This window comes from Streptomyces sp. NPDC059010 (genome assembly GCF_042740355.1).
Taxonomy (GTDB): domain Bacteria; phylum Actinomycetota; class Actinomycetes; order Streptomycetales; family Streptomycetaceae; genus Streptomyces.
Genome location: NZ_JBHYJA010000014.1, coordinates 94,595 through 117,474, shown reverse-complemented (window position 1 = coordinate 117,474; position 22,880 = coordinate 94,595). Strand labels below are relative to the sequence as shown.

Genomic DNA, 22,880 nt, shown 5'->3' with positions numbered 1-22,880 from the left:
GCTGAGCCTCGCGGTCCTCGTCCATCTGCCGCTCGGGGGCGGGACGGGCCGGGGGCCCCCCCCCCCCGCGGCGCGGGGCGGGCGCGCCCCCCACCCGCGGGGGGCCCGCCCCCCCGGCGCGGCCCCCCCCGCCCCCGCCGAACTGGCCGCGGACTTCCGCAAGGACGCCGCCGAGCGGGACGCACAGCGCCGGCTGCCGCACCCGGAACTCCAGCGGCTGTCCGCCTCCGGGCTGCTCGGGGTGACGGTGCCGGCGCAGTTCGGCGGCGCGGACGTCCGTACGGAGACACTCGCCGAGATCTTCCGGGTGCTCGCCTCGGCCGACGCCAGCCTGGCGCAGATTCCGCAGAGCCACTTCGTGTACGTCAACGTGCTTCGTCGGCAGGGCACGCGGGCGCTGCAGGAGTTCTTCTTCGGCGAGGTGCTGGCCGGCAAGCGGTTCGGCAACGCCCAGTCCGAGGCGGGCACCAGTCACGTACAGGACATCCGTACGCGGCTGCGGCGGCGCCCGGACGGGTCGTACGCCCTCGACGGCGTCAAGCACTACTCCACCGGCGCCCTGTTCGCCGACTGGATCCCCGTCCTCGCCCGTGCCGACGACGACAACCTGCAGGTGGCGTACGTCCCGAGCGACGCGCCGGGCCTCACGGTCGTGGACGACTGGGACGGCATGGGTCAGCGCACCACCGCCAGCGGAACCGTCCGCCTGGAGTCGGTGCCCGTGCCCGCCGACCGGGTCGTGCCCCACCATCTCACCTTCCAGGGGCCCCAACTCCATGGTGCACTCGCCCAGTTGCTGCACGCCGCCATCGACGCCGGGATCGCCACCGGGGCACTCGCCGAGGCCGTCGAGTTCGTCCGCACGAAGAGCCGCCCCTGGTTCGAGAGCGTCGGCGAAGGGCACGCGACCGCCGCCGAGGACCCCTTGCTGATCCAGCGGTTCGGTGAACTGGCGATCCGTGTACGGGCCGCCGACGCGCTGCTCGCCACCGCGGCCGGGGCCGTGGACGCCGCCCGTGCCGACCTGTCCGACGACTCCGCGGCCGAGGCCTCCATCGCGGTGGCCGCCGCCAAGGTGACGGCGGCCGAGGCGGCCGTGGAGGTCGGCAGCGCCCTCTTCGAGGTCGCCGGCACCCGGTCCGCCCTCGACTCCCTGGGCCTGCACCGCCATTGGCGCGACGCCCGCACCCACACCCTGCACGACCCGGCCCGCTGGAAGGTCCAGCACATCGGCCGCTACGTCCTCAACGGCACCCGGCCACCCCGGCACGGCCTGCTCTGACGAACCACCCCCCATCGGAGGCCCACGTGTCCCTCACCTTCCACTGGTTCCTGCCCACGAACGGCGACAGCCGCCACATCGTCGGCGGCGGCCACGGCACCCCCGCCACCGCGTCCGGCCGCGACCGGCCGCCGACGGTCGCCTACCTCAGCCAGATCGCCCGAGCCGCCGAGGACCTGGGCTTCGTCGGCGCGCTCACCCCGACGGGGGCCTGGTGCGAGGACGCTTGGCTCACGACCGCCATGGTCAGCCAGAACACCGAGCGGCTGAAGTTCCTGGTCGCCTTCCGGCCCGGCTTCGTCTCGCCGACCCTCGCCGCCCAGATGGCGTCCACCTTCCAGCGGCAGACCGGCGGACGGCTGCTGCTGAACGTGGTCACGGGCGGCGAGAGCCACGAGCAGCGCGCCTACGGCGACTTCCTGGACAAGGACGACCGGTACCGCCGTACCGGTGAATTCCTGGAGATCGTACGGGGGCTGTGGGAGGGCAAGGCCGTCGACCTGGCCGGGGAGCACCTCCGGGTCGAGGACGCGAGGCTGGCCCGGGTGCCCGACCCCGTCCCCGAGGTGTACTTCGGCGGCTCCTCGCCCATCGCCGGGGAGATCGCCGCCCGGCACGTCGACGTCTACCTCACCTGGGGCGAGCCGCCCGCCGCCGTCGCCGAGAAGATCGCCTGGATCCGGGCGCTGGCCGAGAAGGAGGGCCGCAGCATCCGCTTCGGCATCCGGCTGCACGTCATCACCCGCGACACCGCCGAGCAGGCGTGGGCGGAGGCCGGGCGGCTGCTGGACGGCTTCGACGCGGAGACGGTGCGGGCAGTACAGGACGGGCTCGCCCGCAGCGAGTCCGAGGGGCAGCAGCGCATGGTCGCCCTGCACGGCGGCAGCAGGGACGATCTGGAGATCTACCCCAATCTGTGGGCCGGCGTCGGGCTGGTCCGAGGTGGTGCCGGCACGGCGCTGGTCGGCAGCCACGACGAGGTCGCCGAGCGGATCGCCGAGTACCACCGGCTGGGCATCGACGAGTTCGTGCTCTCCGGCTATCCGCACCTGGAGGAGGCGTACTGGTTCGGCGAGGGAGTGCTGCCGCGGCTGGAGGCGAAGGGGCTGTGGAGCCACCCGTTCCGCGGCGCGACGGGCGGGCCGTCCGTGTCTCAGATCCCCTTCGCACAGCGGTAATCAGCCAGAGTGGCACGCATTCCCTAGATTTCCTATCGAATTACTAGGGAAGTGTTGACCCCTCTCGGCGCAGCGAGTGAGGATGGCGCTGACCGGGCCGGCCGGGCAGCCCGGGAATAGCGTTCTCTTCTGCTGTGAAGGAAGTCCGCCATGACAAGCGCACCACCGGCCGGCCGGGCGACCGAGGTCGACACCGGGCCGGTCGACTGGCCGCACATCGCCCGTGAGGTGGCGGACGACCTGGCCACCGACGCCGTCGAGCGCGAGCAGGCCGGCAAGCCACCGCACGACGAGATCGCGCGGCTGCGCGAGTCGGGGCTGCTGACGCTGCTGGTTCCGGCCGGGCATGGCGGCGGGGGAGCGGACTGGCGCACCGCCTACACGGTCGTCCGGACCATCGCCGCCGCCGACGGCGCCGTGGGCCACCTCCTGGGCAGCCACTACTTCCTGTCCTACTGCGCGCGGTTCTTCGCCGGCCCCGAGCGCGCCGCCCGCGTCGAGCGGGCGTTCACGGCGGGGCAGTGGTACTGGGGCGGCGGCATCGCCTCGCAGGAACCGCCGCTCATGCTGACCCCCACGGCGGGCGGCTATCTCCTGGACGGCCATCAGAGGTACGGCTCCGGAGTCGGCGTCGCCGACCGGCTGGTGGTCCGCGCCGCCGTGCCCGGTACCGGCGAGCCCCTTGCCGTCGTCGTCGACGGAGCCGGCCCGGGCCTCTTGAGCGGCAGCGGCGGCGACACCTTCGGGCAGCGGCTGGCGGCCGCCGGCGGCGTGGGATTCGACTCCGTGCGGGTCACGGCCGACGACGTACTCGGGTCCCTCTCCGCGGACGACGGAGTCCTGTCACCCTTCGCCGGACTGGCCGCGCCGGCCGCCCGGCTGATCTCCGCCCACTACTGTCTCGGCGTCGCCGAGGGGCTGCTCGGTGAAGTCCGTGAGCACGGAAGGGCGGCGCGGTCCGCCTGGCAGCCCTTCTCGCCCCAGCCCTGGCCGGGCAGCCCCCCGCAGGACCCGTATGTGCTGACCGCGTACGGCGAGCTGGCCGTCGCCGCGCGCGCCGCGTCCGCCCTCGCCGACCAGGCGGTGTCGGCCCTGACGGACGGCCTCGCGCAGGGCGAGGACCTCGACGACGAGGAGTGCGCGGCCATAGCCGTCCTCGCGAGCGCGGCCGAGGCGGCCGCCTCCCGGGCCGCGCAGGAGGTCACCACCGGTGCTCTGGACGCCCTCGGTGTGCCCGCGGCCTTCACGCGGCACGGCCTGGACCGCTTCTGGCGCGACACCCGCACGCACACCCTGCGCGAGCCGGTCGCCCACCGGCTGCGCGAGGTCGGGGACTACTTCCTCAACGGCGCGCATCCGCCGTTCAGCCTTCCGGCCTGACGGAGGCGGCGCCGGGGCGGGGGCGGGCATGGCGGTGATGGATAATCTCAGCATGCGGATCTCGGCGAGAGCGGACTATGCGGTGCGGGCGGCGTTGGAGCTGGCCGCGGCAGGGGAGGACACCTCACTGAAGGCCGAGGCGATCGCCGAGGCACAGGGCATCCCGCACAAGTTCCTGGAGGGCATCCTCGGCGACCTGCGCCGGGGCGGCCTCGTGGTCAGCCAGCGCGGCGGCAAGGGCGGCTACCGGCTGGCCCGCCCGGCCGACTCGATCCCCATCGCCGACGTGATCCGGGTGGCGGACGGCCCCCTGGTCTCGGTGCGCGGCGTACGCCCGCCCGACCTGTCCTACATCGGCCCCGCCGAGTCCCTGCTGCCGCTGTGGATCGCCGTACGCGCCAACGTCCGCAAGATCCTCGGCGAGGTCACCCTCGCCCACGTGGCGGCGGCCAAGCTGCCCGAGGACGTCCTGAGCCTCGCGGACGATCCCGAAGCCTGGACCAACCCCTGACCGTCAGGGGCATACCACCGGGTCAGCCGGCCGGCTTCTCCCACACCGACACATGCTTGCCGCTCTCGCTCGTGAACGGCTCACGGGCCCAGTCCTCCCACCGGTCGCGCAGCCGCAGTCCCGCCAGCCGGGCCATCAGGTCCAGTTCGGCGGGCCAGACGTACCGGAACGGAATGGACCAGTGTTCGGCGCGGCCGTCGGTGATGGTGACGTAGTGGGAGCTCATCGCCTGGGTGGCGACGTCGTAGGTGTCGAACGCCCACCCGCTGTCGTTGATGTCGAACGGCACGGCCTTCTGCCCAGGGGGCAGTCGGCGCAGATCCGGTACGCCCACCTCGACCACGAAGCAGCCGCCGGGCCGCAGATGGGCGGCGGCGTTGCGGAAGCAGTCGACCTGGGCGTCCTGCGTCGTCAGATTGCCGATCGTGTTGAAGACCAGGTAGGCGAGCGCGAACTCGCCCGTCACCCGCGTCGTCGCGAAGTCCCCGATCGTCACCTCGACGCAGTCGCCGCCGGGCTTGGCGCGCAGCCGGTCCACCATCGCGCGGGACATGTCGATGCCGTGCACCGGAATCCCACGGGCGGCCAGCGGCAGCGCGATCCGGCCGGTGCCGACGCCGAGTTCGAGGGCCGGGCCGCCGTCCGCGAGGCCGGCCAGTAGGTCGATCGCCGGGCCCACCACGTCCGGGCGGAACATGTCGGCCGCCGACCTGTCGTAGCCGGCAGCGATCTCTTCTCCGAAGTAGCCGTCGTCTCCGATCACTGGGGGACCGTACTGCCGGTCGTCGCTCCCCGGCACGCGAATTTCCGCGAGCGGCCGATCGGGGTGCTGGCACCACCGTGACAGGGGTGCTGGGACGACTGCCTGCGGCGCCTTCGCCGCCTAGGTTCGTTGAGGAAGCAAGCAACGCAGGGCCGAGGCAGTTGCGGGAGACGTGATGAGCGCATTAAGTCGGAGGAACGTGCTGCGCGGCGGCCTGGTCGCCACGACGGCGGGGGTCGTGGCGCCCGGGCTGGGGGCACCGGTCGCGGCTGCGGCCGGTGACGGGGCGTCCTGTCCGCCGCCGCCCGGACCGGCCATGGTCGGGCGCGGCGACCCGCGGTTCCCGTCGCTGGCCTCCCGGGGCTACAACCGCCGCTTCGTGGGCCGGCCGGAGCACGTCTGGGTGGTCGGTACGACCGGGCATGTCGTGCGGGCCGTGCAGCAGGCAGTGGACAGCGGCCGGCGGATCACGGTCCGCAGCGGCGCCCACGGCTTCGAGAACTTCGTCGCCGACCCGGCCGTGGAAGTGGTGGTCGACATGTCCGCCATGAACGCCGTCGCGTACGACCCGGGCCGCCGCGCCTTCGCCGTGGAGGCCGGTGCGTTGCTGGGCGAGGTGTACCGGCGGCTGTATCTCGGCTGGGGAGTGACGGTCCCGGCCGGCTGGTGTGCCGACGTCGGCGTCGGCGGCCATGTCCTGGGCGGCGGCTACGGTCCGCTGTCCCGTCTGATGGGCCTGTCCGTCGACCACCTGTACGCCGTCGAGGTGGTCGTCGTGGACCGGGCGGGCCGGGCACGCAGTGTGGTCGCCACCCGTGAACCCTCCGACCCCCACCGGGACTTGTGGTGGGCGCACACCGGCGGCGGAGGCGGCAGCTTCGGCATCGTCACCCGCTACTGGTTCCGGACACCCGGAGCCGACGGCGACGACCCGTCCGGCCTGCTGCCCGCACCGCCGTCCGGGGTGCTGAGCTTCTCGCTCACCTGGGACTGGGAGCGGCTCGACAAGACGTCGTTCGCCCGGCTGGTCCGCAACCACAGCGAGTGGGCCGAGCGGCACAGCGCCCCCGACTCCCCGTACCTGGCCCTCTACAGCGAACTCGCCCTGACCCGCCGGGTGTCGGGGGCGGTCCTCATGATCGGGCAGGTGGCGGCGGACTCCGGCGCCCAGCGGATGCTGGACGAGTACCTCGCCGCGATCAACCGGGGGGTGTCGGTCCAGCCGGTCCGCACGCTGCGGAACCAGTCCTGGCTGGCCGCCGCCCTGGCCGGCTCGCCCGGCGACCCCGGCCCCGTCTACCGGCTCAAGGTCAAGTCGGGCTATCTGCGCCGCCGTTTCACCGACCGCCAGATCGAGACCCTGCACCACCACCTCACCCGGTCCGACTACGACCACCCGGGCGGCAGCGTCAGCCTCTACACCCACGGCGGCAAGGTCAACACCGTGGCGCCGGACGCGACCGCGACCGCTCACCGCGACGCGAGCATCAAGATGTTCTACGTCAACGGCTGGGAGGACGCCCGCGACGACACCCGGCACATCGGCTGGCTGCGCGAGCTCTACGAGGACCTGTACGCCGACACCGGCGGCGCCCCCGTCGCGGCCGACGGCGCATTCATCAACTACCCGGACACCGACCTGGCCGACCCCGCCCACAACAGCGGCGCCCCCTGGCACACCCTCTACTTCGGCGACAACTACCGCCGCCTCCAGCGCGTCAAGGCGAAGTGGGACCCCCGTGACGTCTTCCACCACGCCCTCTCGGTCAGGCGAGCGTGACCTCGACCGGCAGCTTCTTGATGCCGTTGACGAAGTTGGAGCGCACGCGCGGCACGTCACCGGCCAGGCGGATGTCCGCGAGGCGCGGGATCAGCTCCTCGAACATGATGCGGATCTCGGTACGGGCGAGCAGATTGCCCAGGCACAGATGCGGACTGCCCTTGCCGAAGGTGACGTGGTCGTTGTCGGGGGAGGCCCAGCGCAGGAACTCCTCGACCGCCGTCGGGATCAGGGAGGGGTCCTCCGGGAGCCGGGCCGGCTGCTCGGGGTGCTGGAGGAGGGCCAGCATGGCGTGGGAGATGGTGTGCCGGGTGGTCTCGTTGCAGGCCACCACAAGGAGCAGGAAGTAGTTGTCGAAGTCCTGCGTCGGTCGAGGGCGCGGAGAGCGGGACCCCGTCGCGCGGGGCCGTGTTGACCAGTTTCGACACCAAGTCCGTGCCGTCGCCGCCGCGCCGCTGCCGGGCCAGTTCCCGCCCGTACTCGAACACCTCGATGGACGCGGGGGAGCGGAACGGCAGATCGCGGTACTTCTCGCTCTCCGCGCTGTGCAGCAGCACGTCCGCGTAGTCGGGGTCGGTGTTGCCGATGATGCGGTTGCCCCAGTCGATGCGCTGCTGGTTGTCCTCCGGCGGCACGTCGAGCAGCCGGGCGAGGACGTTGATGGGGAAGTCCGCGGAGACGTCGGCGACGAAGTCGATGGGCGCCCTGGTCGTACCGCCCACCGCGTCGCCGGCGCGCTGAAGGCCGGCACGGTCTGGGTCAACTGCTACGAGGACGGCTACCTGACCGTCCCGTTCGGCGGCATGAAGCAGTCCGGGAACGGCCGCGACAAGTCCGCCCACGCCCTGGACAAGTACACCGAGCTCAAGACCACCTGGATCCAGCCGTGACCCGCCCGCTCATCGCCGTACCCGCGCGCTTCTCCGCCACCACCTCCGCGCTCCGGTACGCCGCCGAGGTCAATGCCCGTGCCCTGATCGAGGCGGTGTGGCGAGCGGGCGGCGAACCGGTGAGCATCCACCCGGCCGACCCCGCGGACGCCGACGCGGGGGAGCGGCTCGGCCGCTTCGACGGCGTCCTGCTGCCCGGCGGCGGCGACCTGGCCCCCCACCGCTACGGCGCCACCGAAACCCACCCGACCGTCTACGAGGTGCTGCCGCACCGTCGAAGCCGCACGGTAGATGTTGGCGACCACGGCCGTCTGCTCCCGGTGCAGCGCAATACCGCCGAGCGTGGCCTCGGCCGGCTTCTCGGCTTCGGTGATCGATCGTTGGCCGGGCACAGGGCACACTCCTTCGGCCGCGCGGCGTCGGACAGCGGGTGTCGTACGCGGTGCAGATCTCGTTCGGGCTCAAATTGCACGAAGAGCCAGTCGCCGCTCGCGCTGTGGACGCCCCCTTGACGTCGGCCGCATCCGGACGGACACTCCCATCAAGATTCCTAGTGAATTGGTAGGGAACCATGGGACGCCTTGACCCGGTCACCGGTCCAGTGAGCCGTACGTCCCTTCTCACATCCCGCCGGCACATCGATCTGCTCCGCGTCTGCAGTGCGATCTGACCCCTGAGCCGAGCCTCCACGTCGCTTCCGCCGCGCGTACGTCCACCCGCCTGCTCAGGGAGAGTCATGTCCGTCACACCGCTGGCCGCCCACTCGTCCACGCAGACCACCCCGGCCTTCCGAGGCCGGATCGGCCGCGACGCGCGCAGCGGCCACTATGCCGTGCCGCGCCGCTACCGCCTCCACCTGTCGACCGCCTGCCCGGACGGCCTGCGCATCGCCGTCGCCCACAGCCTGCTGGACCTGGACGACGTCTGTCCGGCGACCTTCCTGCCCGCGATCCCGGACTGCCCCGACGGCGGACACACCGCGCTGCGTCCGCTGTACGACGCCAGCGCCCACCGATACGCCGGACCGGCCCACGCCCCGGTTCTGAGCGACGACTGGTCCGGGCGCATTGTGAGCACCCACGCACCCGACATCACCCGCGACCTCGCCCGACGCTTCGGCGGTGGCCGACTTGAGCTGTACCCGTGCGGCGCGGAGTCGGAGATCGAGGCCGTCGAGCAGATGTGCGCCCTGGACATCGAGGAGGCCGCGCAGGCTGCGGGGGCGGCCGGTGCCGGGCGGGCGGAGCGGGACGAGGCGCTCGGGACCCTGCTGCGATCACTGGGGGTGCTGGACCGGTGGCTGGACGGCCGTGAGTACATGATCCGGGATCAGATCACCGCCGGGGACGTCGAGTTGTGGGTCACCCTGGTCCAGCTGGACACGGTCCACCGGCACCATCTGGACGCCGCCACCATCGAGCGCGTCGCCGACCACGCCGCGCTGTGGGGCTACGCCCGTCGACTCACCGCGCACCCGGCATTCGGCGCGCACCTCGACCTGGACGCCATCGCCCGTCGCCACCAGGCCCGCTGCCAAGGTCTGGAAGCCGCCGGTGCGGCCGTCCAGATCCTGGACTGGGCGACCCATGCGGCGGGCGGGTCCGGTTCCAGGTGACGACGACCCCCTGACCGACTGTCACCTCACCTTCGGCGTAGGACCTTCAACGCGCGCCAGTTGACGCGAGGCGCGGCCGTTGAAGGGCGAAAGGACTCCGACTCCGTGGCCCACCCGACAGACGTCCGCGGGGCCGGAACCCTGCCGGCACCGGGCACCCGCGACACTCACATCCTGGACAACGCCGTCTGGGCCGCCCTCGATGGTCCGCACGCCCACCTTGCCGAACGAGTCGGTCGCGCCGCCCGCTACCCGGCCGACGTCTACGACTTCGCCGCCCTCGCCGATCCGGCCGATCCCGCCGCCTGGGCCGATCTGCGCACGCTCGTCGGTCCCGGAACCGTCGTACGGCTCAAGCCGGTCGAAGAGGTTCCCGACGGCTGGGATGTCGTCGGCGGCGGCGTGGGGGTGCAGCTCGTCGACACCGCGCTGCGCGCCGAGCCGGTCCCGGAAGCGGTACGGCTCGGACCCGACGACATCCCCGAGATCCTCGATCTGGTCGCCCGCACCAAGCCGGGCCCCTTCCAGAAGCGGACCGTCGAACTCGGCACCTACCTCGGCATCCGACATCGAGGACGGCTGATCGCCATGGCCGGTGAGCGTATCCGCCCGCCCGGCTGGACGGAGATCAGCGCCGTCTGCACCGACCCGGACCACCGTGGCCGCGGTCTGGGCACACGTCTCGTGCGCGCGGTCGCGGCGGGTATCCGTGCGCGCGGCGACATCCCGTTCCTGCACGCCGCCGCCCGCAACACCGCGGCGCTCCGGCTGTACGAGTCCATCGGCTTCACCCTGCGACGCCGTTCGCCCATCCTGCTCGTCCGCAGCCCGGGAACACCGTGCGAGGCCGGGGCGTTGTGACTCACGACGAGATGTGCGAGGCGCCGAAGCGCGCGATGCGAAGGACGGAGGTGGCGGACGTGACGCACATATTCCACGCCGTCCATCTCCACTCCCGGCCCCACATCGACTTCGCGCGCGTGGCCGGCGCGCTCTGTTGCTCCTGACCCGTTCCCTCACCACCGTGCCCACCCCTGTCTGAGGGGGCCGGTGTTCTCGTCACGGACTTCCAGGAAGGCACCGACTCGTGTCCTCAGCTCCTCCTCCCTTTTCTGCTTCCCCCGCTTCTCTGCACCTCGCCGTCGCCCTGGACGGCACCGGCTGGCATCCCGCCTCCTGGCGCGAGCCGGTGTCCCGCCCCCGGGAACTGTTCACCGCTGGCTACTGGGCCGACCTGGTCGCCGAGGCCGAGCGCGGCCTGCTCGACTTCGTGACCATCGAGGACGGTCTGGGCCCGCAGTCCTCCCACTTCCTGGATCCCGACGAGCGCACCGACCAGGTACGCGGCCGTCTCGACGCCGTTCTCATCGCCTCCCGCGTCGCCCCGTTGACCCGGCACATAGGCCTGGTGCCGACGGTGGTCGCCACCCACACGGAGCCGTTCCACATCTCCAAGGCGATCGCCACCCTCGACTACGTCAGCGCCGGCCGCGCCGGCCTGCGCGTGCAGATCACCGCCCGTCCGAACGAGGCCGCACACTTCGGCCGCCGCACCATCCCGCGCATCCAGGACTACGCCGGCCCGGCCGCCCAGGAGGTCGTGACCGACCTCTTCGACGAGGCCGCCGACCACGTCGAGGTCGTACGCCGCCTCTGGGACAGCTGGGAGGACGACGCCGAGATCCGGGACGTCGCCACCGGCCGCTTCATCGACCGGGACAAGCTGCACTACATCGACTTCGAGGGCGGGCATTTCAGCGTCAAGGGCCCCTCCATCACGCCCCGCCCGCCACAGGGCCAGCCGGTCGTCAGCGCCCTCGCCCACGACACCATCCCGTACCGGCTCGTGGCTCGCGCGGCCGACGTCGGCTACGTCACCCCGTACGACGCGGACGAAGCCCGTGCCATCGTCGCCCAGATCCGCGCCGAACAGAACGCGGCGGGGCGAGCCTCGGACCCCTTGCATGTCTTCGGCGACCTGGTGGTTTTCCTCGACGACGAACCGGGCGCTGCGAGTGCACGCCGGGAGCGGCTCGACGCGCTCGCGGGGCAGCCGTACACCAGTGACGCCTTGGTTTTCACCGGTACGCCCTACCAACTCGCCGATCTCCTCCAGGAGTTGCACGGCGCCGGGCTGACCGGATTCCGGCTACGCCCTGCCGTCGCCGGACACGACCTTCCGGCCATCACCCGGGCGCTGGTCCCCGAACTCCAGCGCCGCGGCGCCTTCCGCCACGCCTACGAGGCCGACACCCTGCGCGGCCTGCTGGGCCTGGCCCGCCCCGCCAACCGCTACGCCGCCGCGAACGCCTGAGCCGGAGGGACGTCACGACCATGAGTAAGCCGCTGAAGCAGATCCACCTGGCCGCCCACTTCCCCGGCGTCAACAACACCACCGTGTGGAGCGACCCGCGAGCCGGCAGCCACATCGAGTTCGACTCCTTCGCGCACTTTGCGCGGACCGCCGAACGCGCCAAGTTCGACTTCCTGTTCCTCGCCGAGGGACTCCGGCTCCGTGAACAGGGCGGCGAGATCTACGACCTGGACGTCGTCGGCCGCCCCGACACCTTCACCGTCCTCGCCGCGCTCGCCGCCGTCACCGAGCACCTCGGACTGACCGGCACCATCAACTCCACCTTCAACGAGCCCTACGAGGTCGCCCGCCAGTTCGCCAGCCTCGACCACATCTCCGGCGGTCGCTCCGCCTGGAACGTCGTCACTTCCTGGGACGCCTTCACCGGCGAGAACTTCCGCCGCGGCGGCTTCCTGCCACAGGAGGAGCGCTACTCCCGAGCGAAGGAGTTCCTGACCACGGCGAACGAACTCTTCGACTCCTGGCACGGCGACGAGATCCTCGCCGACCAGGAGACCGGCACCTTCCTGCGGGACGCCAAGGCCGGCGCCTTCGTCCACACCGGGCAGCACTTCGACATCCACGGCCGCTTCAACGTCCCGCGATCCCCACAGGGCCGCCCCGTCATCTTCCAGGCCGGCGACTCCGAAGAGGGCCGCGAGTTCGCCGCGTCGAGCGCGGACGCGATCTTCAGCCGGTACGCCACCCTGGAGGCGGGGCGGGCCTTCTACACGGACGTCAAGAACCGCCTCGCCAGATACGGCCGCCGCCACGACCAGCTGCTGATCCTGCCCGCCGCGAGCTTCATCCTCGCCGACACCGACGAGGAGGCCGAGGAACTGGCCAAGGACGTGCGCCGGCAGCAGGTCAGCGGGGCCACGGCCATCAAGCACCTGGAGTTCGTCTGGAACCGGGACCTGTCCGGGTACGACCCGGAGGGCCCGCTGCCCGACATCGACCCGGACGTCAGCGACCAGCACATCGCCAAGGGCCGCGCCCAGGTCCGCATGTACCGTGACCCGCTGGCCACCGCCCGCGAATGGCGTGAGCTCGCCGCCGCCAACAACTGGTCCATACGCGACCTGGTCATCGAGACCGGCAACCGCCAGAACTTCATCGGCTCCCCGGCCACGGTCGCCCGAACCATCAACGACTTCGTGCAGGCCGACGCGAGCGACGGCTTCATCCTCGTCCCGCACATCACACCGGGCGGCCTCGACGTCTTCGCCGACGAGGTCGTCCCCCTGCTCCAGGAACAGGGCGTGTTCCGCACGGAGTACGAGGGTCCGACCCTCCGCGACCATCTGGGTCTCGCGCACCCGGACGACGTGGCCGGCGACCAGCGGGCGGCGTCGTGAAGTTCCTCGCCATCACGCTGATCGTGCACCGGCCGGACCCGGTCACCGGAGTGCAGAAATCCACCCACGACCGGTTCCGCGAGGTCCTCGACAACGCACTGCTCGCCGAGGAGCTGGGCTTCGACGGCTTCGGCGTGGGGGAGAGGCACGAACGGCCGTTCATCTCCTCCTCACCGACCGTGGTCCTCTCCCACATCGCCGCCCTGACCAAGCGGATCCGCCTGTTCACGGCCGTGACGACGCTCAGCCTCCTCGACCCGGTACGCGCGTACGAGGACTACGCGACCCTGGACCACCTCTCCGACGGCCGACTGGACCTCATCATCGGCAAGGGCAACGGGACCGCCCAGCGCGAGCTGTTCCATGTCACGCCCGAGGACCAGTGGGACCGCAACGCCGAGAGCTACGAGGTGTTCCGGCGGATCTGGCGGCAGGACAAGGTGACCGCCCAGACCCGGTTCCGGCCCGAGCTGAAGGACGCCGAGGTGTGGCCGCGGCCGTACCAGCGCCCGATCCGGGTCTGGCACGGCAGCGCCACCAGCAAGGAGTCCGTGGACCTGGCCGCCCGCTACGGCGACCCGCTGTTCTCGGCGAACGTCACCAACCCCATCGAGCCGTACGCCGAGTTGATCAGGTACTACCGGGAGCGCTGGGAGTTCTACGGCCACGACCCCGCCGCCGTCGCGGTCGGTGCCGGCACCGCCGGGCTCCTGGTGACCCGCACCTCCCAGGAGGCACTGAAGGTGTACCGGCCGATCTTCGAGGCGAACCTGGCGTTCCAGAAGCAGTTCGGGCTGCCGGTGGTCTTCGAGACCGTGGAGGACTTCGTAGAGCGCAGCTCCGCACTGATCGGCAGCCCACAGCAGATCGTCGAGAAGGTGCACCGCTACCACGAGCAGTTCGGGCACACCGTGCTCCATCTGCACGCGGACGCGAGCGGGTTGACGGATGACCGGCACCGCGCCTCCCTCGAACTCTTCCAGGCCGAGGCCGCCCCCGTACTGCGCCGCGAGATCCCGGACCCGCCCTTCGCCTGGGAACCGGTCCTGCCCTTCATCGAGGAGCCCGCCCATGTCTGACATCCCCCTCGGCGTCCTCGACCTGGTGCCGATCCCGTCCGGCTCGACGGCCGCCGACGCCCTGCGCAACTCCATGGACCTGGCGCAGCGGGCCGAGCGCCTCGGATACGCCCGGTACTGGTTCGCCGAGCACCACCTCAACCCGGGCGTCGCGGGCACGTCCCCCGCGGTCGTCCTCGCGCTGACCGCCTCCGCCACCTCCACGATCCGGCTCGGCTCCGGCGCCGTACAGCTCGGCCACCGCACCGCGCTGAGCACGGTCGAGGAGTTCGGCCTGATCGACGCCCTGCACCCCGGTCGCTTCGACCTGGGCCTGGGCCGCTCGGGAGGCCGCCCACCGGGACAACCGACCACGGCGCAGCCCACCACCACCCCCGTGGTGGACGGCCGGACCCCGAACGGCCTGCTGATCCCGCCCCGCTTCTCCTTCGAACGCCTCCTCGGCTCACCCCGGATCGCCCTGCAGCGCAAGCTGCTCCTGCTGCCCGGTGCCGAGTCGCAGGACTACGCCGAGCAGATCGACGACATCCTCGCCCTGCTGGCCGGCACCTACCGGTCCGCGGAGGGCGTCGCGGCACACGCCGTGCCGGGCGAGGGCGCCGAGGTCGAGCTGTGGATCCTGGGCAGCAGCGGCGGCCAGAGCGCCGAGGTCGCGGGCGCGCGGGGCCTGCGGTTCGCCGCGAACTACCACGTCAGCCCGGCCACGGTCCTGGAGGCCGTGGACGGCTACCGGGCCTTCTTCCAGCCCTCCGACTTCCTCGACAAGCCGTACATCAGCGTCTCGGCCGACGTCGTGGTGGCCGAGGACGACGAGACGGCCCGGGAACTGGCCACCGGCTACGGCCCCTGGGTCCGCAGCATCCGCACCGCCGAGGGCGCCATCGAGTACCCGACACCGCAGGAGGCTCGCGCCCACCCGTGGACCGACGAGGACCGCGAACTGGTGCGGGACCGCCTCGACACCCAGTTCGTGGGCTCGCCGGGCCGGGTCGCCGACCAGCTGGAACAGCTCCACGAGGCAACCGGAGCCGACGAGTTGCTCATCACGACGATCACCCATGACCACACGGACCGGGTGAGGTCGTACGAGCTGCTCGCGCAGGAGTGGCGCCGAAGGGGGAACTCCTCCCGGTCGAGCTGACACCCGGGAGCACCCACCGACCTGCCGGGCCGGGCGGCCCCCCCCCGCGGGGTGGGGGGGGGGGGGGGGGGCGCGCCCCCCCCCCCCCCCCCCCACCCCCCCCCCCCCCCCCGCTCCCCCGGCGCCGGACTGTGGACTGTCGTGCCCGTGCGCTCCCGTGGGGCCGTACCGTCACCAGCACATGACGGCTGTCTCCCCCGAGCCCCAGTTGGCGTAGAGCCGTACCCGGACGAAATAGCGGCGGCCCTTGACCAGACGGGCCTTGACGGCGGCGTTGTGCGGGGTGCCGCCGTCGTCCTGGGCGGTGAGGTAGCGGGGCTCGCCGTCCCGCTCCTCGAAGACCACGACGACCGTGTCGCTGTCACCGAAGGTGCCCAGCGTGTACTCGCGGGTCTCCGGCGGCTCGATGACGAAGTCGGCCTGTTCGGCCGGGCCGAGCCGCAGCGGTACCGAACGGAACGGCACCAGCTCGCGCGGCCCCGGCGTCTCGGCCGGCGGGTACCAGCGGCAGATGAACTCCTTGTCGGCCTTGGAGAGCACGCCCGGCGGGTTCAGGCCACCGCGGAACTGCTCCGGCTCCAGGATCAGCCCGGCCGAGAAGGGGTACTCCATGATCGAGTGCGGGTCCCAGGCGGAGCCGTTGACCTCGCTGGGGTCGAGCTTGCGCAGGATGTTGAAGAACGTCGTGTCCCGGCTCCAGAAGTTCGGCGGGCCCGCCAGATCCGTGTACACGGCCTCGTCGTCCCAGTGGATGCCGGCGAACGGACTCTGGTGCTCGTGCAGCATGCCGAGCGCGTGTCCGACCTCGTGCAGGGCCGTTCCGCGCTCGCCGGGCACCGTCAGGTCCCAGCCGAAGTTCATGGTCCGTTCGTTGAGGCCGACCTGGAGCGCGTCCTTGCCCACCGTCGACCAGGAGCCGTCGCCGAGCTGGAACCCGATGCGCAGTTCGGCCTCCGACCGGTCGCCCACCTCCACGAACGACAGCCCGATACCGAGGTCCTGCCACTCCTGGAAGCACTCCCGAACGACGTCCCGCTGCTCCTTGCTGCCGACCCACGACACATGCCGGGTCTGCCCGGTCTCCGGGTCGGGGATCGCCGATCCGTCGGAGTCCCGGTCGAAGAAGTGGTAGTGCAGCACGGTGCCGTTGACCCACATGCGGTGTCCGCTGATGAGCGCACTGAGCCGCTCGGCTGCCAGCCCCGGTGCGAAGGCGGGGGCCGACGCCTGCGCGAGGGAGCAGTAGCGTGCGGTCATGCGAACAGGGTGCCGTCGGCCCGCCCCGGGCGCCTGAGTCGAGGGCTACTCAAGTACCTGTGTATCAAGTGTGAGTCACCGTGCTCCTACTGGCGTGACGACTTGGGAACGGGACGCGAAGACACTGGAACTGCCCTGGCCCTTCACCGGCCGGGAGGACGAACTCGACCTGGTGCGGGGCGCGCTGGCCGCCGGACGGCACGGCATCGTGATCACGGGCCCGGCGGGCTGCGGCAAGACCCGACTCGTCACCGAGGCCGTCCGCGGCACCGACTGCGCCAGAGTGGCCGGCACCCCCGAGACCCGCCGGATCCGCTTCGCCGCCTTCGCCCACCTCGTGCCCGAGACCGCCTCCCTGCACGGCGCGTTCCAGCACCTGTCCGGTGTACGGCTGCTGCTGGTCGACGACGCCCATCTGCTCGACGACGCCTCCGCCGCCCTGGTCCATCAACTGGCCGTGCAGGGACGCACCCGGCTCCTGGTCGTCACCACCGAGGGCGCCCCGGTCCCGGGCGCGGTCGCCCGCCTGTGGACCGGCGAACTCCTGCCCCGCCTCACCCTGGAGCCGCTGCCCCGTGAGGAGACCGCCCGGCTGCTGGCGGGCGGAACCGGCGCCGCGGCCCTCGATCCACTCACCGTCAACCGTCTGCACCGCCTGTGCCAGGGCGACCTTCGGCTGCTGCGCGACCTGGTGGATGCGGTGCGCGAGCGCGGGCTGCTGACCCGTGTCCCGGACTCCGACGAGTGGGCCGACGAATGGGCGTGGCGCGGCCCCGTGCCGGTCACCCCTGCCGTCCGGGAACGCACCGCGCCGGTCCTGGACCGCACCGGCCTTGAGGAGCGCGAGACCCTCGACCGGCTCGCTTTCGCCGAGCCGCTGCCCCTGGACCTCGACGACCTCGATCTGCGTGCCCTGGAGCACCTGGAGGCCGACGCCCTGGTCCGCGTCGACGAGCAGGGCAGCGTCCGCCTCGCCCACCCCCTGCACGGCCCGGTGCTGCGGGCCGCGGCCGGCCGGCTTCGGGCGAGGCGGCTGTCGCGTACGCCGGACCGGTGCGGCCCCGCCCTCGACGCCGAGCGCGCCGAGCTGACCCGGCGCATCGAGCGGGCGGACGTCCGGGCGACGCCGACACCCGTGGGGGAGTGGCTGGTCGCGGAGGGCGTACCGGTTCCGGCCGGGTACGCCGCCGTACGGGCCCGCTTCGCGCGGTTGCGCGGGGAACTGCGCGAGGCGGCGGCATGGGCGCGCGAGGGGCTGCGGGACGGCGCCGGCGATCCGTCCTGCCGCCTCGAACTCGCCCTCGCCGCAGCCCAGTCGGGCGACACGACGGCCGCACACAAGATCCTGGGTGGCCGCCCCCACGGGGGTGGGGCGGTCACCCGGCTGACAACGGCCCGCACGGCCGCCGACCGGGCCGCGGGGGCGGGCACCGGCGCCGCGGACACGGGTGTCGAGGCGATCACCGGTGACGCGTACGACGCCGTCCGCCGGGGCAGCCCCGAGCTCGCCGAGGGGCGCCTCACGGGCGTCTTCGCCGCGCACGCCGACGCGCTCGCCCAGGGCGACGGTCCCGCGCTCGACCGGGTGGCCGAACAGCTGGAGGAGCGCGGTTTCCTGCTCTTCGCGGCCGAGGCGCACGCCCAGGCCGTACGGGCCCACCGCGACCCGCGCGCCGCGCGCACCGCACGCACGCGTGCCGTCGCCCTGGCCCGCCGCTGCCAGGGCGCCCGCACCCCGGCTCTGTCCGGGCTGGTCCTCGGCGAACTCACCGCCCGGCAACGGCAGATCGTCACCCTGGCGGCCGCCGGTCTGAGCAACCGGCAGATCGCCGAGAAGCTCACCCTGTCCGTCCGCACGGTCGGCAACCACCTCTACAGCGCCTACGCCCGCCTCGGCGCCAGCGATCGCGGCGCCCTGCCGTGGCTGGTGGAACTGCCTGACGCCCGGTCGGCGTGAGCCGTGTGCTGACGCGGCGCGGTCGGGCCCGGGGTCGGCTCTGCCGCAGGAGATCCAGCATTTACGGCGGTATCACCCTGACGAGCTATCAGGTGACAGAAGCCCACGGCTGAAGTGGCGTCACAGACTGTGCCCCGGCCGCCTCGCCTCGGCGAGAACGCCCGAGCCGCCGCCTCAACCGTCGGCGGCAAGGCGGTCCAGCCACTCCCTCAGAAGATGCTGCTCCGCGCTGCTGAGGGTCGTCTGTTCGGGCAGTGCGGCGCGCAAGGCGTGGGCGGCGCCTGCCGGGCCTGCGGCTTGCACGGCTGGCTGTTGGTTGGTGACGGCGGCGACCATGGCCTCCCGCAGAGAGGCCAATAGAGCCGGGTTACGCCGGTCCTTGGGCAGGGACAGCCAGGTGAGCACAGCGCCGCGCGCCGTGGCATGGATGATCTGGGCCGCGAGTTTCTCGTCGACGCGGAGCCAGCCGCCGACGGCGAGGCGCCGGATACGGCCCATCAGGATCTCCATGCCGGCCTTGTAGGCGGCCGAGGTGGCCCTCGTGGGTTCGCTGTACATCAGTGTGTACAGCGCGGGATTGGTCAGACCGAACTCGACCGCGACGTCCCAGCCGGCTCTCAGGTCCTCGATGGGGTCGCGCGGGTCGGGGTCCACGTGCTTGGTGGCGAGAAACGCTGCGAAGCCGTGCTCGGCCACCGCATCGAGCAGGCCGTCCTTGTCGCCGAACAGCCGGTAGATGGCCGGCGGCTGCAGGCCCGCGCCATCAGCGACCGCGCGGGTGGTGACCGCGTCGCGACCCCCGCGCGTCAGGAGGTCGATGGCGGCCTCGATGACCCGCTGCCGGGTCTGTTCGCGACCGATGGCCGCAGCGTCGGCTGCGCTGCTCCCGCTCAGTGGACGTCGTGGCATGTATCAATGATACCGCGCAAATGATTCCGTCGTTAGTATCAGTGATACGCTCAAAATGATTCCATTGGAAATGGATGTAGGGGAGAGTCGCATGTCCGACCGGCTGCGGATCATTGCATTGGAAGAGCACGTCGTCCTGCCCGCGATCACGGAGGCGTGGTCGCGGTCCGGGGCGCCGGAGCTGCCGAACTTGGGGTTCGGTGACAGCCCCGTCGCCCGACGACTGCGAGACACCGCGGAGACGAGGCTTGCCCACATGGACGACCAGGGAGTCGACGTGGCGGTGCTGTCGATCTCGTCGCCGGGCGTGCAGAACCTGCCTGACTCGGATGGGGTGGCGGTGGCCCGCGACACCAACGACCAGCTCGCGGAGATTGTGGCCGGCAGGCCCGATCGCTTCCAGGCATTCGCAGCGATCCCGACACAGTCGGCGTCGGCCGCAGCTGCGGAGCTGGAGCGCGCAGTCACCGAGCTGGGCTTCCCGGGCGCCATGCTCTACGGGCGCACCGGATCCAAGCTCGCCGACGACCCCGAGTACGACGAGCTGTACGCCGCTGCGGAGCGGTTGCGCGTCCCCCTCCACTTCCACCCGCAGATGCCTGTGCAGGCGGTGATGGACGCCTACTACTCGAACATCGGTCCCATCGGGACCGCGCTGGCAGGGCCCGCGATCGGCTGGTACTACGACCTGGGAGTGCAGTACCTGCGGATGATCTTCTCCGGCGTCTTCGACCGGTACCCCGATCTCCAGGTGATCGCCGGCCACTGGGGAGAGGTCGTTCTCTTCTATCTCGACCACACCGGGTTCTTCGCCGACGCCGGCGGCCTGGCTCGCCCGCTCGCCGACTACTTCAAGCAGAACTTCTGGGTCGCCGGCAGCGGCACCGTCAGCCCCCGCTACCTCCGCTGGACAGCCGAAGTCGTGGGGACCGAACGGATGTTGTACTCCACTGACTACCCCTTCACCTACGGGTTCCGCCCCAGGGGCTTCCCCTTCGTGGACACCAGCGCCGGCGTCGCCCGGTCCTTCCTGGAGGACGCCCCCTTCACCGATGAGCAGAAGGCCGACATCGCGCACCGCAACTGGGAGCACCTCACGTCCCGCGCCACAAGTAACACCCGGTGACCTACTGTCCCGTGATGCTGTTCACGACCGCAGATCTCCTGCCGACTCCCGGCCGCTGAGGGCTCCGGGGCCGAGGCCGACGGGTCGGCACTCATCGGGTCGTCGCGAGGCGATCAGGCTTCCTTCGCGGGTTCGTGGTGGGTGCAGCCGGTCAGTCCGGCCGCGGTCAGGGTGAGGTGCTGGGCCAGTACCTCGGCCGCGGTGTCGGCATCGCGGGCCAGCGCCGCCTCCTCCAGCCGGCGGTGCTCGCCAACGTGGTCCCGGTCGGGGGTGCGGTGCGCCGACCAGCGGCGGGCCAGCTCGCTCGCGGTCCACATCCGGTCGAAGGTCTCCAGCAGGACGGGGTTGCCGCAGCCCTCCAGCAGGGTGCGGTGGAAGACCCGGTGGGCTTCGGACCATGCGTCGCTGTAGTACTCGCCCTCGTCCGGCGCGTACGCCGGAGTGCGGGCCAGACGGTGGTGGGCGGCTCGTACGCGGGCCTCCCAGTCGATGTCGCCGCGCTCGACGGACATGCGCAGCACGACCGGTTCTATGGTCCGGCGAGCCTCCGCGATCTCCTGCCAGCGTCCGTCGGAGAAGGCCGGGACGGCGAAGCCTCGGTTGGGCAGCCGGTCGGCGAAGCCTTCGCCGACCAACCGCACGAGCGCCTCGCGCACGACGGCCAGGCTCACGCCCTGTTCCTTGGCGAGGTCCTGCGGTTTGAGGGCGTCACCAGGAGAGTGGTCCCCGCGCATGATCGAGTCCCGCAGGTGTGCGTAGACCTGCTCGGAGAGCATCTGCTTCCCCGGCGAAGTCGGGGTGTGGGCGGTCTGGGTCATGACTCCAGCATAGACGATCCCACAAATAATCGATTATCGGTGTTATAGTCGATGGCGACCGATGGAAGGTGACGGCGGTACCGCTACGCGCCGAACGCTGCATGGCCTCCGTCGGCCGCCACCTCACAGCACGACATGAAAGGAACGACGCGATGAGCGCCAACGACCCCTTCGCCCGCCTCCCCGAGGCGGCTTCCTTCACCGTCACCAGCACCACCGTCAGCGACGGCGCCGCATGGTCGCCCGAGCAGTTCTCCGGCATCTTCGGCGTCCCGGGCGGGAAGGACGTCTCCCCGCAGCTGTCCTGGAGCGGCGCCCCGGAAGGCACCAAGAGCTATGCCGTCACCGTCTACGACCCCGACGCCCCCACTGGGTCCGGTTTCTGGCACTGGGCGGTCGCCGACATCCCCGCCACCGTCACCGAGCTGCCCGAGGGCGCCGGCGACGACACCGGCTCGGGCCTGCCCGAGGGAGCCTTCCAGCTGCCCAACGACGCCCGTGCCGCCCGCTTCATCGGTGCCGCCCCGCCGGCCGGGCACGGCCCTCACCGCTACTTCATCGTGGTGCACGCTCTCGATGTCGCCTCCATCGGCGTTGCGGCCGACGCCACTCCGGCCGCCCTCGGCTTCACCGTGGCCGGCCACATCCTCGGCCGCGCGGTCCTGACGGCCACCGCCGAAACCCCCGCCTGACGAGCAGCATGTCCGAACTCATCGACACCACGGAGATGTATCTGCGCACCATCCTGGAGCTGGAGGAGGAAGGCGTGGTCCCCCTGCGCGCCCGCATCGCCGAGCGCCTGAACCAGAGCGGCCCGACGGTCAGCCAGACGGTGGCACGGATGGAACGGGACGGTCTGGTGTCCGTCGCCGACGACCGGCACCTGGAACTGGCCGACGAGGGCCGCCGCCTAGCGACCCGCGTGATGCGCAAGCACCGCCTCGCGGAGTGCCTGCTCGTCGACGTCATCGGCCTGGAGTGGGAGCGGGTCCACGCCGAAGCCTGCCGCTGGGAGCACGTGATGAGCGAGGCCGTCGAACGCCGGCTCCTTGAGCTGCTGCGGCACCCGACGCAGTCCCCCTACGGCAACCCGATCCCGGGCCTGGAGGAGCTCGGAGGGAAGAGCACGGTGGATCCGTTCCTCGGCGAGAGCACGGTCAGCCTCAGCGACCTGGAGCCCGGGCCGAACGGCGTGAGTGCGGTCGTACGGCGCATCGGGGAGCAGATTCAGACCGACCCCCGGCTGATGTACATCCTGCGGAGCGCCGGAGTGCAGCCCGGCGCGGTCGTGAGCGTGACGTCCTTGCCCGGCGGCGTGATGGTCGGCAGCGGCGGGGAGGCCGCTGAACTCCCCACGCGGAATGCCGCGCACATCTTCGTGGCCAAGCGCTGAGCCCAGCCCGCGCCGGCCATCTCCCCCACCGAACGGCGCGGCCCGACCCCGCTGTTGCCGGTCCCACGTCCGCCCGCACGGAAGTTGCTG

At 71.8% G+C, this 22,880-nt stretch carries 21 protein-coding genes and 4 pseudogenes; 19 read left to right on the top strand and 6 right to left on the bottom strand.

Features of this window, described 5'->3' with window-relative positions; genetic code table 11:
• The first annotated feature begins 142 nt into the window (after positions 1 to 142).
• The 4 genes from ACFWYS_RS17180 (at position 143) to ACFWYS_RS17165 (ending at position 4,351) form a co-directional block, all read left to right on the top strand.
• Entirely contained in the window at positions 143 to 1,282 is a 1,140-nt protein-coding gene (locus tag ACFWYS_RS17180; RefSeq protein WP_384769123.1) for an SfnB family sulfur acquisition oxidoreductase, read from the top strand.
• 26 nt (positions 1,283 to 1,308) lie between these two features.
• A complete protein-coding gene (locus tag ACFWYS_RS17175; protein WP_384768811.1) occupies positions 1,309 to 2,460 on the top strand; it encodes an LLM class flavin-dependent oxidoreductase in 1,152 nt (383 codons plus the stop codon).
• A 150-nt stretch (positions 2,461 to 2,610) separates the two neighbouring features.
• Positions 2,611 to 3,840, top strand: a complete 1,230-nt coding sequence (locus ACFWYS_RS17170) for an acyl-CoA dehydrogenase family protein (RefSeq protein ID WP_384768808.1) — start codon at positions 2,611 to 2,613, stop codon at positions 3,838 to 3,840.
• Between the two features lie 52 nt (positions 3,841 to 3,892).
• Complete coding sequence (locus ACFWYS_RS17165) at positions 3,893 to 4,351, top strand: Rrf2 family transcriptional regulator (RefSeq protein ID WP_062716126.1); 459 nt, start codon at positions 3,893 to 3,895, stop codon at positions 4,349 to 4,351.
• 22 nt (positions 4,352 to 4,373) lie between these two features.
• On the opposite strand, the gene ACFWYS_RS17160 is transcribed toward ACFWYS_RS17165, so the two are convergent.
• Positions 4,374 to 5,114, bottom strand: coding sequence for a class I SAM-dependent DNA methyltransferase (locus ACFWYS_RS17160; protein ID WP_384768805.1), 741 nt, complete (start codon positions 5,112 to 5,114; stop codon positions 4,374 to 4,376).
• A 175-nt stretch (positions 5,115 to 5,289) separates the two neighbouring features.
• Between ACFWYS_RS17160 and ACFWYS_RS17155 the strand changes: the two genes are divergently transcribed.
• The gene (locus tag ACFWYS_RS17155; RefSeq protein WP_384768802.1) at positions 5,290 to 6,894 is read left to right on the top strand and encodes an FAD-binding protein; all 1,605 of its coding nucleotides are present in this window, start codon (positions 5,290 to 5,292) and stop codon (positions 6,892 to 6,894) included.
• On the opposite strand, the pseudogene ACFWYS_RS17150 reads toward ACFWYS_RS17155, so the two are convergent.
• Positions 6,881 to 7,601, bottom strand: a pseudogene (locus ACFWYS_RS17150) (cytochrome P450); the annotation flags it as partial. The gene ACFWYS_RS17155 and the pseudogene ACFWYS_RS17150 overlap by 14 nt on opposite strands.
• A 6-nt stretch (positions 7,602 to 7,607) precedes the next feature.
• On the opposite strand from ACFWYS_RS17150, the pseudogene ACFWYS_RS17145 reads away from it, so the two are divergent.
• Both ACFWYS_RS17145 and ACFWYS_RS17140 read left to right on the top strand, forming a co-directional pair.
• Positions 7,608 to 7,784: pseudogene (locus ACFWYS_RS17145) on the top strand (aldehyde dehydrogenase family protein); the annotation flags it as partial.
• A pseudogene (locus tag ACFWYS_RS17140) lies at positions 7,781 to 8,047 on the top strand (gamma-glutamyl-gamma-aminobutyrate hydrolase family protein); the annotation flags it as partial. The pseudogenes ACFWYS_RS17145 and ACFWYS_RS17140, both read left to right, overlap by 4 nt.
• Here the strand turns inward: ACFWYS_RS17140 and ACFWYS_RS17135 are convergent.
• Positions 8,042 to 8,176, bottom strand: a pseudogene (locus ACFWYS_RS17135) (MarR family transcriptional regulator); the annotation flags it as partial. The pseudogenes ACFWYS_RS17140 and ACFWYS_RS17135 sit on opposite strands and share 6 nt — an antisense overlap.
• A gap of 179 nt (positions 8,177 to 8,355) precedes the next feature.
• On the opposite strand from ACFWYS_RS17135, the gene ACFWYS_RS17130 reads away from it, so the two are divergent.
• From ACFWYS_RS17130 to ACFWYS_RS17095, 8 genes are all read left to right on the top strand, one after another.
• A complete protein-coding gene (locus ACFWYS_RS17130) occupies positions 8,356 to 8,454 on the top strand; it encodes a putative leader peptide (protein WP_384768799.1) in 99 nt (32 codons plus the stop codon).
• Positions 8,455 to 8,520: 66 nt separating this feature from the next.
• Complete coding sequence (locus ACFWYS_RS17125) at positions 8,521 to 9,399, top strand: glutathione S-transferase C-terminal domain-containing protein (protein WP_384768796.1); 879 nt, start codon at positions 8,521 to 8,523, stop codon at positions 9,397 to 9,399.
• Positions 9,400 to 9,504: 105 nt separating this feature from the next.
• Positions 9,505 to 10,260, top strand: coding sequence for a GNAT family N-acetyltransferase (locus tag ACFWYS_RS17120; protein WP_384768793.1), 756 nt, complete (start codon positions 9,505 to 9,507; stop codon positions 10,258 to 10,260).
• Positions 10,261 to 10,271: 11 nt separating this feature from the next.
• On the top strand, positions 10,272 to 10,406 hold the full coding sequence (locus tag ACFWYS_RS17115; protein WP_384769121.1) for a putative leader peptide: 135 nt from the start codon (positions 10,272 to 10,274) through the stop codon (positions 10,404 to 10,406).
• Positions 10,407 to 10,486: 80 nt separating this feature from the next.
• On the top strand, positions 10,487 to 11,713 hold the full coding sequence (locus ACFWYS_RS17110) for an LLM class flavin-dependent oxidoreductase (RefSeq protein ID WP_384768790.1): 1,227 nt from the start codon (positions 10,487 to 10,489) through the stop codon (positions 11,711 to 11,713).
• A gap of 20 nt (positions 11,714 to 11,733) precedes the next feature.
• Entirely contained in the window at positions 11,734 to 13,110 is a 1,377-nt protein-coding gene (locus ACFWYS_RS17105; RefSeq protein WP_384768787.1) for an NtaA/DmoA family FMN-dependent monooxygenase, read from the top strand.
• Positions 13,107 to 14,189, top strand: coding sequence for an LLM class flavin-dependent oxidoreductase (locus ACFWYS_RS17100; RefSeq protein ID WP_384768785.1), 1,083 nt, complete (start codon positions 13,107 to 13,109; stop codon positions 14,187 to 14,189). The genes ACFWYS_RS17105 and ACFWYS_RS17100 overlap by 4 nt, the downstream gene beginning before the upstream one ends.
• Positions 14,182 to 15,330, top strand: coding sequence for an LLM class flavin-dependent oxidoreductase (locus tag ACFWYS_RS17095; RefSeq protein ID WP_384768783.1), 1,149 nt, complete (start codon positions 14,182 to 14,184; stop codon positions 15,328 to 15,330). The genes ACFWYS_RS17100 and ACFWYS_RS17095 overlap by 8 nt, the downstream gene beginning before the upstream one ends.
• A 171-nt stretch (positions 15,331 to 15,501) precedes the next feature.
• Here ACFWYS_RS17095 and ACFWYS_RS17090 read toward each other — a convergent pair whose 3' ends face one another.
• Entirely contained in the window at positions 15,502 to 16,587 is a 1,086-nt protein-coding gene (locus ACFWYS_RS17090; RefSeq protein WP_384768779.1) for a M12 family metallopeptidase, read from the bottom strand.
• Between the two features lie 94 nt (positions 16,588 to 16,681).
• Here ACFWYS_RS17090 and ACFWYS_RS17085 point away from each other — a divergent pair, with 94 nt between their 5' ends.
• Positions 16,682 to 18,544 (top strand): LuxR C-terminal-related transcriptional regulator, encoded by a 1,863-nt coding sequence (locus ACFWYS_RS17085; protein ID WP_384768777.1) that lies wholly within the window; start codon positions 16,682 to 16,684, stop codon positions 18,542 to 18,544.
• 174 nt (positions 18,545 to 18,718) lie between these two features.
• Here the strand turns inward: ACFWYS_RS17085 and ACFWYS_RS17080 are convergent, their stop codons facing one another.
• On the bottom strand, positions 18,719 to 19,453 hold the full coding sequence (locus ACFWYS_RS17080) for a TetR/AcrR family transcriptional regulator (RefSeq protein WP_384768774.1): 735 nt from the start codon (positions 19,451 to 19,453) through the stop codon (positions 18,719 to 18,721).
• Between the two features lie 91 nt (positions 19,454 to 19,544).
• On the opposite strand from ACFWYS_RS17080, the gene ACFWYS_RS17075 reads away from it, so the two are divergent.
• Positions 19,545 to 20,579 (top strand): amidohydrolase family protein, encoded by a 1,035-nt coding sequence (locus tag ACFWYS_RS17075; RefSeq protein WP_384768771.1) that lies wholly within the window; start codon positions 19,545 to 19,547, stop codon positions 20,577 to 20,579.
• A gap of 113 nt (positions 20,580 to 20,692) precedes the next feature.
• Here ACFWYS_RS17075 and ACFWYS_RS17070 read toward each other — a convergent pair whose 3' ends face one another.
• Positions 20,693 to 21,397 carry a GntR family transcriptional regulator gene (locus tag ACFWYS_RS17070; protein WP_384768768.1) on the bottom strand — a complete coding sequence of 235 codons (705 nt, stop codon included), beginning with the start codon at positions 21,395 to 21,397 and terminating at the stop codon, positions 20,693 to 20,695.
• A 152-nt stretch (positions 21,398 to 21,549) separates the two neighbouring features.
• On the opposite strand from ACFWYS_RS17070, the gene ACFWYS_RS17065 reads away from it, so the two are divergent.
• Together ACFWYS_RS17065 and ACFWYS_RS17060 are read left to right on the top strand one after the other, a co-directional pair.
• Positions 21,550 to 22,089, top strand: coding sequence for a YbhB/YbcL family Raf kinase inhibitor-like protein (locus ACFWYS_RS17065; RefSeq protein WP_384768765.1), 540 nt, complete (start codon positions 21,550 to 21,552; stop codon positions 22,087 to 22,089).
• 8 nt (positions 22,090 to 22,097) lie between these two features.
• A complete protein-coding gene (locus tag ACFWYS_RS17060; RefSeq protein WP_384768762.1) occupies positions 22,098 to 22,790 on the top strand; it encodes a metal-dependent transcriptional regulator in 693 nt (230 codons plus the stop codon).
• Positions 22,791 to 22,880: the final 90 nt, after the last annotated feature.

What these genes read in the sequence shown, in the direction of transcription:
- ACFWYS_RS17170 (WP_384768808.1), top strand. Translation starts at nt 2,611, where the DNA reads ATGACAAGCGCACCACCGGCCGGCCGGGCGACCGAGGTCGACACCGGG.
- ACFWYS_RS17165 (WP_062716126.1), top strand. Translation starts at nt 3,893, where the DNA reads ATGCGGATCTCGGCGAGAGCGGACTATGCGGTGCGGGCGGCGTTGGAG.
- ACFWYS_RS17155 (WP_384768802.1), top strand. Translation starts at nt 5,290, where the DNA reads ATGAGCGCATTAAGTCGGAGGAACGTGCTGCGCGGCGGCCTGGTCGCC.
- ACFWYS_RS17130 (WP_384768799.1), top strand. Translation starts at nt 8,356, where the DNA reads ATGGGACGCCTTGACCCGGTCACCGGTCCAGTGAGCCGTACGTCCCTT.
- ACFWYS_RS17125 (WP_384768796.1), top strand. Translation starts at nt 8,521, where the DNA reads ATGTCCGTCACACCGCTGGCCGCCCACTCGTCCACGCAGACCACCCCG.
- ACFWYS_RS17115 (WP_384769121.1), top strand. Translation starts at nt 10,272, where the DNA reads ATGTGCGAGGCGCCGAAGCGCGCGATGCGAAGGACGGAGGTGGCGGAC.
- ACFWYS_RS17105 (WP_384768787.1), top strand. Translation starts at nt 11,734, where the DNA reads ATGAGTAAGCCGCTGAAGCAGATCCACCTGGCCGCCCACTTCCCCGGC.
- ACFWYS_RS17095 (WP_384768783.1), top strand. Translation starts at nt 14,182, where the DNA reads ATGTCTGACATCCCCCTCGGCGTCCTCGACCTGGTGCCGATCCCGTCC.
- ACFWYS_RS17090 (WP_384768779.1), bottom strand. Translation starts at nt 16,587, where the DNA reads ATGACCGCACGCTACTGCTCCCTCGCGCAGGCGTCGGCCCCCGCCTTC.
- ACFWYS_RS17080 (WP_384768774.1), bottom strand. Translation starts at nt 19,453, where the DNA reads ATGCCACGACGTCCACTGAGCGGGAGCAGCGCAGCCGACGCTGCGGCC.
- ACFWYS_RS17075 (WP_384768771.1), top strand. Translation starts at nt 19,545, where the DNA reads ATGTCCGACCGGCTGCGGATCATTGCATTGGAAGAGCACGTCGTCCTG.
- ACFWYS_RS17070 (WP_384768768.1), bottom strand. Translation starts at nt 21,397, where the DNA reads ATGACCCAGACCGCCCACACCCCGACTTCGCCGGGGAAGCAGATGCTC.
- ACFWYS_RS17065 (WP_384768765.1), top strand. Translation starts at nt 21,550, where the DNA reads ATGAGCGCCAACGACCCCTTCGCCCGCCTCCCCGAGGCGGCTTCCTTC.
- ACFWYS_RS17060 (WP_384768762.1), top strand. Translation starts at nt 22,098, where the DNA reads ATGTCCGAACTCATCGACACCACGGAGATGTATCTGCGCACCATCCTG.